The 12,174-nt window shown below is 64.7% G+C and carries 12 protein-coding genes; 10 read left to right on the plus strand and 2 right to left on the minus strand.

Features of this window, described 5'->3' with window-relative positions:
- From EKH49_RS06945 to EKH49_RS06980, 8 genes are all read left to right on the plus strand, one after another.
- On the plus strand, positions 1-952 hold a 952-nt coding region (locus EKH49_RS06945; protein WP_442903502.1), incomplete at its 5' end, for an ATP-binding protein.
- The gene (gene pyrF, locus EKH49_RS06950; RefSeq protein ID WP_128470257.1) at positions 945-1,787 is read left to right on the plus strand and encodes an orotidine-5'-phosphate decarboxylase; all 843 of its coding nucleotides are present in this window, start codon (positions 945-947) and stop codon (positions 1,785-1,787) included. The genes EKH49_RS06945 and pyrF, both read left to right, overlap by 8 nt.
- A 146-nt stretch (positions 1,788-1,933) precedes the next feature.
- The gene (mihF, locus tag EKH49_RS06955; protein ID WP_013349055.1) at positions 1,934-2,269 is read left to right on the plus strand and encodes an integration host factor, actinobacterial type; all 336 of its coding nucleotides are present in this window, start codon (positions 1,934-1,936) and stop codon (positions 2,267-2,269) included.
- 3 nt (positions 2,270-2,272) lie between these two features.
- Positions 2,273-2,839 (plus strand): guanylate kinase, encoded by a 567-nt coding sequence (gene gmk / locus EKH49_RS06960; RefSeq protein ID WP_038991117.1) that lies wholly within the window; start codon positions 2,273-2,275, stop codon positions 2,837-2,839.
- 8 nt (positions 2,840-2,847) lie between these two features.
- Positions 2,848-3,108 carry a DNA-directed RNA polymerase subunit omega gene (gene rpoZ / locus EKH49_RS06965; protein WP_038991115.1) on the plus strand — a complete coding sequence of 87 codons (261 nt, stop codon included), beginning with the start codon at positions 2,848-2,850 and terminating at the stop codon, positions 3,106-3,108.
- Between the two features lie 96 nt (positions 3,109-3,204).
- Positions 3,205-4,431, plus strand: a complete 1,227-nt coding sequence (gene coaBC / locus EKH49_RS06970; RefSeq protein ID WP_128470258.1) for a bifunctional phosphopantothenoylcysteine decarboxylase/phosphopantothenate--cysteine ligase CoaBC — start codon at positions 3,205-3,207, stop codon at positions 4,429-4,431.
- Positions 4,432-4,507: 76 nt separating this feature from the next.
- Positions 4,508-5,713, plus strand: a complete 1,206-nt coding sequence (metK, locus tag EKH49_RS06975) for a methionine adenosyltransferase (RefSeq protein WP_128470259.1) — start codon at positions 4,508-4,510, stop codon at positions 5,711-5,713.
- Positions 5,714-5,718: 5 nt separating this feature from the next.
- Positions 5,719-7,680, plus strand: coding sequence for a primosomal protein PriA (locus tag EKH49_RS06980; protein ID WP_128470260.1), 1,962 nt, complete (start codon positions 5,719-5,721; stop codon positions 7,678-7,680).
- Between the two features lie 15 nt (positions 7,681-7,695).
- Here the strand turns inward: EKH49_RS06980 and EKH49_RS06985 are convergent, their stop codons facing one another.
- Positions 7,696-8,571: an alpha/beta fold hydrolase gene (locus tag EKH49_RS06985; protein ID WP_128470261.1), complete on the minus strand. Its 876-nt coding sequence runs from the start codon at positions 8,569-8,571 to the stop codon at positions 7,696-7,698.
- A 10-nt stretch (positions 8,572-8,581) separates the two neighbouring features.
- Positions 8,582-9,589, minus strand: a complete 1,008-nt coding sequence (locus tag EKH49_RS06990; protein WP_128470262.1) for a sugar-binding transcriptional regulator — start codon at positions 9,587-9,589, stop codon at positions 8,582-8,584.
- Between the two features lie 106 nt (positions 9,590-9,695).
- Between EKH49_RS06990 and EKH49_RS06995 the strand changes: the two genes are divergently transcribed.
- Both EKH49_RS06995 and EKH49_RS07000 read left to right on the plus strand, forming a co-directional pair.
- Positions 9,696-11,375 (plus strand): glycerol-3-phosphate dehydrogenase/oxidase, encoded by a 1,680-nt coding sequence (locus tag EKH49_RS06995; protein WP_128470263.1) that lies wholly within the window; start codon positions 9,696-9,698, stop codon positions 11,373-11,375.
- A 59-nt stretch (positions 11,376-11,434) separates the two neighbouring features.
- Positions 11,435-12,163, plus strand: a complete 729-nt coding sequence (locus EKH49_RS07000) for an MIP/aquaporin family protein (RefSeq protein WP_038991305.1) — start codon at positions 11,435-11,437, stop codon at positions 12,161-12,163.
- The last annotated feature ends 11 nt before the right edge of the window (positions 12,164-12,174 follow it).

The following is a 12,174-nucleotide window of genomic DNA, read 5'->3' on the forward strand; positions in this document are numbered from 1 at the left end:
CATGGAGCACATCGAGGAAGCCGGCATCCACTCGGGCGACTCGGCCTGCACCCTGCCTCCGATCACCCTGGGCCCTGACGTGCGCGAGCGCGTGAAGCAGGCCACCCGGGCGATCGCCGAAGGCGTGGGCGTGCGCGGCCTGATCAACATCCAGTTCGCGCTGGCCAGCGACATCCTGTACGTGATCGAGGCGAACCCGCGTGCTTCGCGCACCGTGCCGTTCACCTCGAAGGCCACCGGCGTGCAGCTGTCCAAGGTCGCCGCGCTGATCGGCGTCGGCAAGACCTTGGCCGAGCTGCGCGGCAGCTACCTGCCGGCCACCGGCGATGGAGCGCACCTGCCGGAAGCCGCGGCCATCGCGGTGAAGGAAGCGGTCATGCCGTTCGCCCGCTTCCGCACCCCGGAAGGCAAGGTCGTCGACTCGCTGCTCGGCCCTGAAATGCGCTCCACCGGCGAGGTCATGGGCTTCGACAAGTACTTCGACACCGCCTTCGCCAAGTCGCAGGCCGCGGCGAACAACCCGCTGCCCACCGCCGGCAAGGTGTTCGTCTCGGTCACCAACCGCGACAAGCGCTCGATCGTGATGCCGGTCAAGCACCTGTCCGACAACGGCTTCGAGATCATCTCCACCGGCGGCACCGCCGAGGTGCTGCGCCGCAACGGCATCCCGACCCAGGTGGTGGGCAAGCTGCACGAAGGCGGAGAGTCCATCGTCGACCTGATCGTGGCCGGCCAGATCGGCCTGATCCTGAACACCCCGTCGGGTTCGGATGCGCGTGGCGACGGCTACGAGATCCGCGCCGCCGCGACCTCGGTCGGCACCCCGGTGATCACCACCGTCGCGGAATTCAACGCCTCCGTCCAGGCAATCGATGCCCTGCGCGAGTACGAGTGGGATGTCACCAGCTTGCAGGTGCACGACGCCAACCTGAACGCGGCACGCAATGCCTGAGCCGATTCCATTCGGCCAGCGGCTTCGTTCGGCCATGCAGGCTTCCGGCCCGCTGTGCGTGGGGATTGATCCCCACCCGGCGCTGCTGGAAGCCTGGGGGCTGGAGAATACCGCCGATGGCGTGCGATCTTTCTCACTGGCAGTCGTGGAAGCGATGGCCGGTGCGGCGGCCATCCTCAAGCCCCAGGTCGCCCTGTACGAGCGCTTCGGGTCCAAGGGATTTGCCGCGCTGGAGGACACCTTGAGCGCCGCGAAGGCCGCCGGGCTGCTCACGCTGGCCGACGCCAAGCGCGGGGATATCGGTTCGACCATGGCCGCGTACGCGACCGCATGGCTCGATGACGCTTCCCCGCTGGCCTCAGACGCGGTGACCTTGAGCCCTTACCTGGGCTACGAGTCGCTGCGACCGGCACTGGATTTAGCTGCTGCCACCGGCAGGGGAGTGTTCGTTCTCGGGCTGACTTCCAACCCGGAGGGGCCGTCTGTGCAGCACGTCGGCGGAGGAAACTCTGTTGCTAAAACGATTATTGACCAAGTCACTGCGGAAAATTCAAGTGCAGAAGATTTAGGTCATGTCGGTTTGGTCGTCGGCGCCACCATCGGCGATGCGCCGGCCAAGCTCGGAATCGATCTGGCGGCCTCCAAGGCTCCGCTGCTCACTCCGGGACTTGGCGCGCAAGGCGCCACGGCGGCGGATATTGCCAAGTCATTCGCCTCCAGCTACGGCCAAGTGCTGGGCACGAGCAGCCGGGACATCCTCAAAGCGGGGCCGGACAAGACCGCGCTCCGCGACAAGGCTCTGAGGGTCCGGGACGAATTGCTGGCAGCTAGCTAGCAAAAATTCGAATAAGTGGCATAGACGCGTTGTGGCTATTAGAGTTTCTAGTAGCCACAACGCGTTTAGTCTTGCAAAAGCAGCGTTACCTCGCTATGTTTCTCAACATAAGCCTTAGTCCACTACAACTGAAGGATGGCTGAACGATGGTACTGCGAGAACTCTCTGACGAAGATCGTATCCGGGCCCGCGCCAAGGCACTCGCCGCACGCACTCGTCGTGCAGAAATCAAGGCGGAGTTCAGTGCCGGAAAAATTTCCATCACCGAGGTACTAGACTTGGTATACGAAGATGAAGCCGTGGGACGCATGCGTGTCATGGACCTTCTGGAATCGGTACCGGGCGTAGGTGAAGTACGCGCGGCAAACTTGCTGGAGCGACTTGGGATTTCCCCATCCCGCCGTCTGCGCGGACTGGGACGCAAGCAGCGCACCGCAATCACCGAGCACTTCAAGCAAAGCCCGCCAAAAACGAAAGTGTAGTCAATGACCGCAGCGTCGGTAACTGTTCTAGCCGGCCCCACGGCAGTAGGCAAGGGCACCGTCTCTACCTACATCCGCGATAACTATCCAGATGTCTGGCTCTCGGTGTCGGCAACGACCCGCAACGCCCGGCCGGGGGAGCAGGATGGAGTCCACTACTTCTTCGTGGGCCCCGAGCGCTTCCAAACCCTGGTTGAGGAAGGCCAGATGCTGGAATGGGCTGTCGTCCATGGCCAGAACAGCTACGGCACGATTCGCTCCACGGTTGAAAATGCAGTGGCACAGGGCAAGAAGGTCCTGCTGGAAATCGATCTGCAGGGTGCGCGCCAGGTCAAGGAGTCGATGCCCGAGGCAAAATTCGTCTTCCTCGCCCCGCCATCGTGGGACGAATTGGTGCGCCGGCTTGTGGGACGCGGCACTGAAACGGCCGAGGAACAGCAGCGCCGCCTGGAAACCGCTAAACTAGAACTTGCAGCGGAATCAGAATTCGACGTGACCATCGTCAACGACGATGTCGCACGTGCCGCCGAAGAGCTTGTAGCCCTCATGGGGCTAAAGAACGACAAATAGGGAGTCCTGTGTCCAACCCAGAGGGAATCATCAACCCATCGATCGACTCGTTGCTTGAGACCAACGACTCGAAGTACGCCATCGTGCTGAACTCGGCCAAGCGCGCACGCCAGATCAACGCCTACTACGCGCAGCTCAACGAAGGCCTGTTCGAGTATGTCGGCCCGCTGGTGGAAACCAAGCTGAACGAGAAGCCTCTGACCATCGCCTTGCGCGAGCTGGATGACAGCCTGCTGAAGGTCACTCCGGCCGAGGCCATCGAGGACTAATCGAAAAGTCGGCGCCCCGCAGCGGGCGCCTTCTTTTTCGTTAAGCCCCTTTTCCACCCACCTCATCACCGCACCGAATCCTCGAGGAAGTACTTCGTGAAGCGAATTGTCCTAGGCGTTTCAGCTGGCATCGCCGCCTACAAATCCGTGCTACTGCTGCGCTTGCTGCGCGAAGCCGGCCACCATGTCGATGTGATCCCCACCCAGAACGTCGCGAACTTCGTGGGCAATGTCACCTGGGAGGCCCTGTCTGGAAATCCGGTGACCTCGAATGTTTTCGATGCGGTCGATACAGTCAACCACGTGCGCCTCGGCCAGCAGGCCGATCTGGTATTGATTGTTCCGGCTACCGCCGATGTGCTGGCCAAGGCCGCCGCAGGGCTGGCCGACGACCTGCTCACCGGCACCTTGCTTGCCACCCGGGCTCCGGTTGTGATGGCCCCGGCCATGCACACCGAAATGTGGCAGCACCCGGCCACCGTCGCAAATGTGCAGACCCTGCGCGATCGCGGCGTGCGGGTGATCGAACCTGCATCGGGGCGGCTTACCGGAAAGGATTCGGGACCGGGCCGGCTTCCGGAACCAGATGAGATCTTCGCGGCAGTCCAGGACCTGCTCTCCGAGCCGGTGCTCGCTGGTTCCAAGGTCCTGATCACCGCCGGGGGCACCCGTGAACCGCTGGACCCGGTGCGCTTCTTGGGCAACCGCTCCTCGGGCCGCCAGGGTGTCGCGCTGGCGCAGGCCGCCCGTGATGCCGGGGCCGAGGTCACGCTGATCGCCACCCATCTGGAAGTTCCCGCGCCGCATGGCGTGAAGCTGGTGCACGCTTCAAGCGCGCTGGAGCTGCGCGAGGCGGTCTTCGAGAACGCTCTGGGCCAGGACGTGCTGATCATGAACGCGGCGGTCGCCGATTTCCGTCCGGCACGCATCGAGAACTCGAAGATCAAGAAGCGCGACGAGCATTCGGCACCGGTCATCGAGCTGGTGCGCAACCCGGATATCCTCGCCGAACTGGTTTCCGCCCGCAGCCAGAACCCGGACCTGCCGAAGTTCATCGTCGGCTTTGCCGCCGAGACCGGCGACGAGCAGGGCAGCGTGCTCGAGTACGGGCAGGCCAAGCTGGAGCGCAAGGGCTGCGAAATGCTCGTGGTCAATGAGGTGGGCGCGACGCTGACCTTCGGGCAGGAAACCAACAGCATCCACGTCCTCTTCGCCGATCACGCCAAAGCGGTGCAAGCCTCGGGCAGCAAGCTGGAGGTGGCCCGCGTGGTCATCGAGCAGATTTTGAATGCCACAAAAAGTCATGCAGCTGTAACAAAGTGAGCCGCGCCATATGGTGCTTGTTCACGAAATGTCCTAGTTCTGCTTACCGGTCCCAGAGACCAGATAGAGTTATACGGTGACTTCAACAACCCCTGAACTTCGTCTTTTCACCTCGGAATCCGTGACCGAGGGCCACCCCGACAAGATCTGCGACCAGATCTCGGACGCGATCCTCGACGCCATGCTGGCCCAGGATCCGGACTCGAAGGTCGCCGTCGAGACGCTGACCACCACCGGCCTGGTGCACGTGGCCGGCGAGGTGACCACCAACGGCTATGTGGAGATCCCTGAGATCGTCCGCAAGACCATTTTGGACATCGGCTACGACTCCTCGGCCAACGGCTTCGACGGGGCGCGCTGCGGCGTGTCCGTGTCGATCGGCCAGCAGTCCCAGGAAATCCACGATGGCGTCTTCAACTCGCTGGAGTCCCGCGAAGGCACCGCCAAGGACCCGCGCGACATGCAGGGCGCCGGCGACCAGGGCCTGATGTTCGGCTACGCCTCGGATGAGACCGACTCGCTGATGCCGACCCCGATCTTCCTGGCCCACCGCCTGTCCGAACGCCTGACCCAGGTGCGCAAGAACGGCCGCATGCCGCTGCTGCGCCCGGACGGCAAGACCCAGGTCACCATCGGCTACGACGGCGACAAGCCAGTCTCGGTGGACACCGTGGTCGTTTCCAGCCAGCACGCCGCCGAATACGAGCTGGCAACGCTGAAGGCCGACCTGCACGAAGAGGTCGTCACCCCGATCCTGGAGCGTTCGGGCCTGGATACCTCGAACACGAAAATCATCCTGAATCCTTCGGGCCCGTTCATCATCGGCGGCCCCGTCGGCGATGCCGGGTTGACCGGACGCAAGATCATCGTCGATACCTACGGCGGCTTCGCCCGCCACGGCGGCGGCGCGTTCTCCGGCAAGGATCCATCGAAGGTCGACCGCTCCGCAGCCTACGCCATGCGCTGGGTGGCCAAGAATGTGGTCGCCGCCGGCCTGGCCCGCCGCGCCGAGGTCCAGGTGGCCTACGCGATCGGCGTGGCCCGTCCGGTGGGCCTGTACGTGGAGACCTTCGGCACCGAGACCGTTGACCCGGCGAAGATCACCAAGGCCATCAACGAGGTGTTCGACCTGCGTCCGCTGGGCATCATCGAGGACCTGGACCTCAAGCGCCCGATCTACCGCAAGACCGCTGCCCACGGCCATTTCGGCCGCGAGGACAACGACTTCACCTGGGAGAAGCTGGACCGCGTCGACGCTCTGCGCAGCTGGTTCAACGCCTAGCCACCGTGCAGCAAGACGCCCTGATCTCAGCACCCGAGCCGGCCCGCATCAAGCGGGTTGCCCGGGTGCTGATTGATTCTTCGGTCCCGCATCTGGACCGCTTCTTCGACTACGAGATTCCGCCTTCGATGGCCGAGGACGCCGTAGCCGGAGTCCGCGTGAAGGTGCATTTCGGCCCGCAGCTGCTCTCGGGGTTCATCGTTGCCGTGCTTGAGGACTACGCCCCGGAAATGAAGCTGAGGCCGCTGGCCAAGCTGGTCAGCACCCAGGTGGCGCTGTACCCGGCGATCGTGGACGCCGCGCAGGAGGTCGCCACCCGCTACGCCGGCACCCTGTGGGATGTGGTGCGCCTGGCCGTGCCAGCCCGCGCCGCCAAGGTCGAAAAGGAGGAACTGGCCACCGTCGCCCCAAAGCTGCCCGAGGCGCCGAACCAGCTGCTCCACTACGAGCACGGGGAGCAGGCACTGGCGGCCTGGGGCAGTGGCGAAACCCTGCGGGCAGTGGCCACCTGGGTGCCGAATTTCCACGGATCCTGGCCCGGCTTCCTGATGGATGCCGCCCGTCCGGTGCTGCAGCGCGGCCAGCGGGTGCTGCTGGTCGTGCCCGATGCCCGCGACCTGCGCCTGCTGGGCAGCTACCTCGACGAGCACTACGGGGCCGAGTCCTATGCCCGGCTGCAGGCCGACGACGGGCCGACACCGCGCTACCGCAACTTCCTGCGCGCCATCGGCGGGCACGTTCAGATCGTCATCGGCACCCGCTCGGCGGCCTTGTGCCACGTGCCCGGGCTGGAACTGATGATCGTGTGGCAGGACGCGGACCACTCGCACCGCGAACAGCGCGCTCCCTACCAGCACAGCCGCGAAGTGGCCTTGCTGCGCAGCGCGCAGGCAGGCATCTCCCTGCTGATCGCCGCGCCATCGCGCTCGGTCGAAGCCCAGCGCCTGGTGGACACCGGCTGGGCCATCGAGCTGAAGGTGCCGCGCGAGCTGCTGCGTGCGCACACCGCCCGCGTCGTGGCCACCACCAATGATTTCGAGCTGGAGCGCGACCCGGTGCTGGCTAAGGCCCGCATCCCATCGCTGGCTTGGCGCGAAGCCACCAAGGCGCTGGAAACCGGTCCGGTGCTGGTGCAGGTGGCGCGCACCGGGTTCATGCCTGCCCTTGCCTGCCAGGATTGCCGGACCCCTGCGCGCTGCCCCGCCTGCCAAGGCCCGCTGCACATCGCCGGCAAGGGCTCGCATGTGGCCTGCCGCTGGTGCGGCGAGCAGTACCACGACTACCGCTGCGCGCACTGCGCCTCGCCGCGGATCCGGGCGGCCAGCATCGGCGCCGACCGCACCGCCGAAGAACTCGGCCTGGCCTTCCCCAAGGTCAGCGTTATTTCTTCCACCGGAGCAAAGCCGGTGGACAGGATCGGCGGCAAGCCGGCGCTGGTGGTTGCGACCCCTGGGGTCGAACCATTTGCCGAATCCGGCTACGCCGCGGTGCTGCTGCTCGATGCCGACAGGATGATGGCCCACGATTCGCTGCGCAACGCCGAGGAAGTCATCGCCCGCTGGTTCACCGCGGCCTCGATGGCGCGGGCTGACGGTGTCGTGGTGCTGACCGGAAATCCGAGCCCTGCCGGGGCCGCGCTGGTGCGCTATGACCCGGCGAGCTTTGCCGAACGCGAATTGGCCGAGCGCCGGGAGGTGGGGCTGCCGCCGGCGGTGCGCAGCGCGGTCATTTCAGGGCTGGGCGCCGAACGGCTGGTCGCCAGCCTGGATCCAGAGACTCGTGCGCGCGTGCAAATCCACGGCCCGACGGTAATTGACGGGCCCCCGGCCCAGCACCGCTACGTGCTCTTCTTCTCCTACGCCGACGGAACCGCGGTGACCACGGCGCTGCGCCAGCTGCGCGCAACCATGTCCGCGGCCAAGGACCCGGTCGTGTCTATCGCCATCGACCCGGACGACGCGCTCTAGGAACCTGCCGCGGCCCTATTCCTGGCCAGCTGCTAATTGCTGCAGGAAGCGGTCGATGGCCTTCGCGGTTTCCGGGGCCTTTTCATAGTGGATCAGGTGCCCGACGTTCTCGAGCATCACCAGCTGCGCGTCGGCGAAGCTTGCCCGCAGCGTTTCCTGCGTCTGTGGGGTGCCCAATTCGTCTTCCCTGCCGGCGACCATTAGCGTGGGCAGTCCCAGGTCAGGGGAGTAGTCCCCGACGGTCGAGCTGATCGACGCCCGGTAGGACTGGGCAAGGGTCGCGCGCGAATGGAAGCCGCCGAAATAGGCGCGGTGCTGCTCGCGCACGTAGGCCCGGATGTCCGGGTTCTTGCTCTTGGTCATCACCAGGCTCATCGCATCGCTGAACAGCCTGGATCGCAGCAGCGCTTCGCCGATGCCCGCCGGAATTCTGGCGCATGCCTCGTAGTAGCCGCTGGCCAGCTTGGACAGCAGCGCCTGGTCGGATTCCAAGGCAAGCTCCGAGATCGGATTCAACAGGAGCAACGAGGCGAAGCTGCGCACGGTGGCCAGCTTGGCGGCCACGATCGATCCGAAGGAATGCCCCAGCAGGTGCACCGAAGGACCCAGCTGCAGTTCTTCGGCCAGCTGGTTGAGCACCGCCGCATACCCGTCGACATCGTGGTCCAGATCCAGCATCGACGTCGAGGAGCCGAAACCCGGCAGGTCGGGGACGACCACCGTGTAGTGCGGCAGATGCGAGACGATGCGCGCCAGCCCGTGGTGGTCGCCGCGGAATCCGTGCACCGCGTAGATCACGCCGCGCGAGGGCTTCTGGGCCGGGTGGGTGTAGACGCGGATTTCGGCACCGTTGAAATGGTGGGTGGTCGCTAGCTGCTGTCGTGGGGCCATGGCTTTAACCCTACCCGTCCAGCAGCGCCAGGGCCGTGCCCTCGTCGATCACCAGATCGGTGATCAGCCCGCCTTTAAGCGCACCGCGCACCGCCTGCAGCTTGCCGCGCCCTGCCACCACGCAGAACCGGGTCGGCACCTTGCGCAGGGCATCAAGGGCTGGCCCGGTGGAACGGGCGTTGAGCGAAATGTTCGAGCTGGTGCCGTTCTTGTCGAAGAACACCGTGGCCACGTCGCCGACCACACCGATCTCGTTGAGTTCCTGGGCTTCGTCTTTGGTCAAGTAGCCGCCGCGGTACACCTGCGAGGCGACAGCGGAACCGGCCGAGCCCAGCGAGAACACCGCGAGGTTCATCTCCTTCTGCACCTGCAGCACCCGTCGGATCGACGTCTCCTGCCACATGGCTTCGCGGGTGGATGCCCGGTCGAAGAAGGCCGGGACCGGGAACTGCTCGGTGCGTGCGGTGAAGGCCTGCCCGAAACGCGTGAGGATGTCGCTGGCGTAGCGCACTCCGCTGGTCACCGGGTTTGCCGCCCCGTTGAGCTGCACGATTTTCGTGTCATGGGTGGGGTGCGAGCCCAGGGCCATGGACACCGCCTGCATCGTCGACCCCCATGCGACGCCCACGGTCATCGAGGAGGAGACCATGCCGCCGAGCAGATAGGCCGCGTGCGCAGCGACGCGGGAAAGCAATTCGGAGTCGTCCATGTTGCCGTCGGTGGGCACGACGTTGAAGCTGATCCCGTAGTGCTCGGAGAGCTGGTTGCCCAGCAGCGCCGACATGTTGGCGCTGGGCGAGATGCTGATCGAGACCATGCCGGTGCGCTTAGCGTGGGAGAGCAAGCGGGAGACCGTCGAACGCGAGGTTCCCAGCTCTTTGGCGATCGCTTCCATCTTCATGTCCTGCAGGTAGTACAGCTGGGCGGCGCGCAGCGCGTCCTTGGCCTTGGGAGTGCTGTGCACGGATGTGCCATTCGTTGCCCGCTTGTAGGTGCCCCGGGGGGAGGATTTCATCATGATTCAGACCACTTCTGCACGTTTGTGCATTTTGTTTGACCGCTTTGCCGTTCTGTAACAAGACTAGCTTCAGACTCATCCATTTATTACACAAGGGGCACAAATCGTGATTCGGGAACAGCTAGCCAAACTGCGTGAACGTCCGCAGGCGCAGGTTCTGGTTGTTGGCGGCGGCATCAACGGCGTCGCCACCTTCCGCTACCTGGCCATGCAGGGGATCGATGTCGCCCTGGTCGAGCGCGGCGATTACTGCCAGGGCGCCTCCGGTGCCAGCTCCCACATGATCCACGGCGGAATCCGCTACCTGGAGAACGGCGAGTTCCGCCTGGTCCACGAATCCGTGCAGGAACGCAACTCGCTGCTCCAGATCGCGCCGCACTACGTGAAACCGCTGCAGACCACCATCCCCATTTTCTCCACGTTCTCCGGAATGCTCAGCGCGCCAATGCGCTTCTTGACCCACAAGTCGGGCAAGCCGACCGAACGCGGTGCCGCACTGATCAAGGCCGGCCTGATCATGTACGACGTGTTCGCCGGAATCGGCGGACGCAACACCCCATGGCACAACTTCAAGGCCGGCAAGGCTGCCCGCCAGGACCTTCCTGCACTGCGCGATGACGTCAAGTACACCGCCACCTACTTCGACGCCTCGGTGCACAACCCGGAGCGGCTGACCCTGGATGTGCTGCGCGAGGGCCTGAACGCCAACGACCAAGCTCGCGCCAGCAACTACGTTGAGTTGGCCGGTGTCGATGGTGGCACCGCGAAGCTGCGCGACGTGCTCTCCGGCGAAGAATTCGACTTCCAGGCCGATGTCATCATCAACGCCACCGGCGCATGGGTGGACCTGACGAACAAGGACCTGGGCCGCGAAACCAAATGGACCGGCGGCACCAAGGGTTCGCACATCGTGCTGGACCACCCTGAGCTGCTCGCCGCGACCGGCGGTCGCGAAATCTTCTTCGAGCATGAAGACGGCCGCATCGTGCTGATCTACCCGATGCTCGGCCGCGTGCTGGTGGGCACCACCGATCTCGAGCACGACATGAACGAGCCAGCGGTTTGCACCGATGAGGAAGTCGACTACTTCTTTGACCTGGTCCACCACGTCTTCCCGGGCATCAAGGTCACCAGGGAACAGATCGTCTACAAGTTCTCCGGCGTGCGCCCCCTGCCCAGCCACGATGACACCGCGCCCGGCTTCGTGTCCCGCGACTACCAGATCAAGGAAACCCGCCTGACCGACGCGACCACCATGCTCTCGCTGATCGGGGGCAAGTGGACCACCTTCCGCGCACTGAGCGAGAACCTCGGTGGCAAGGCGTTGGCCTTCCTCGGCGCCCGCGAGGTCAGGACCACTGCCGGAGTAGCCATCGGCGGCGGGAAGAACTTCCCGGCCAATGACGGCGAACTGGCCGCCTGGTATGCGGCCCGCGAGTCCAAGACCAGCCGCGAACGCCTGCGTGTGCTGCTGGAACGCTACGGCACCGGGGCCGATGCCGTGCTCGAAGCCCTTGGCGGCAGCGAAACCATGCTCGAGCACACCAACGAGCTGTCCTGCCAGGAGCTGGCCTACATGGCCAAGCATGAGCAGGTGGGCCGCCTGATCGACGTCTTCATCCGCCGCACCAATCTGGCCTTCCGCGGCCTGGTCACGAAGAATTTGGTGATCGAGGCAGCTAATTGCCTCGCTGACCCGATGGAATGGGATAAGTCCCAGATCCAAGCCGAGATCGACCATTCGCTCTCGGTCCTTGCAGAAGCCCACGGTGTCACCCTGGTCTAAGCTGCATCTTGGCCGGCGGCAAGTCGCCTCCGGCAATCGAAACCACTAAGAGGTCAACGTTGTCCACTCACGTGTTTCTCGCCGAATTAGCCGGCACTTTCATACTCTTGCTCATGGGCGGCGGCGTCTGCGCCAACGTCGCCCTGAAAGGCACCCTCGGCAGCGCCGCGGGCTGGGTAGCCATCAGCTTCGGCTGGGGCTTTGCCGTCTACTGCGGCGTCTGGATCGCCGGAATTTCCGGAGCCCACCTGAACCCGGCGGTCACCCTTGGCCTGCTGGTCAACCCGGATGCCGCCGAATACGCCCCAGGGGTCGCCAAGACCTTCGCCAACACGATGCTGTATTTCCTGGCGCAGTTCATTGGCGCCTTCCTCGGTGCCGTGGGAACCTGGCTTGCCTACAAGAAGCATCTGGACGATCCGCAGAACGCGGGCCAGCAACTGGGTGTCTTCTCCACCGGACCGGCCATCCGCTCCTACGGCTGGAACCTGGTCACGGAGATCTTCGGCACCTTTGTCCTGGTGTTCGTGATCGCCGGCCTGGGCCACACCCCGCATGAGCTCGGCCCGCTGGCCGTGGCCCTGCTGGTTGTCGCCATCGGCCTGTCCCTGGGCGGCGCCACCGGCTACGCCATCAACCCGTTCCGCGACCTGGGTCCACGCGTCGCCCACGCCATCCTGCCGATCAAGGGCAAGGGCTCTTCCGACTGGTCCTATTCGTGGGTTCCGTTGGTCGGTCCAGCTATCGGCGGTATCCTTGGCGGACTTGCCGCCGCGCCAATGTTCTAGAAAGAGAGCAG

Origin of the sequence: Glutamicibacter sp. HZAU, from assembly GCF_004100365.1 — a bacterium.
Lineage (GTDB): Bacteria > Actinomycetota > Actinomycetes > Actinomycetales > Micrococcaceae > Glutamicibacter > Glutamicibacter nicotianae.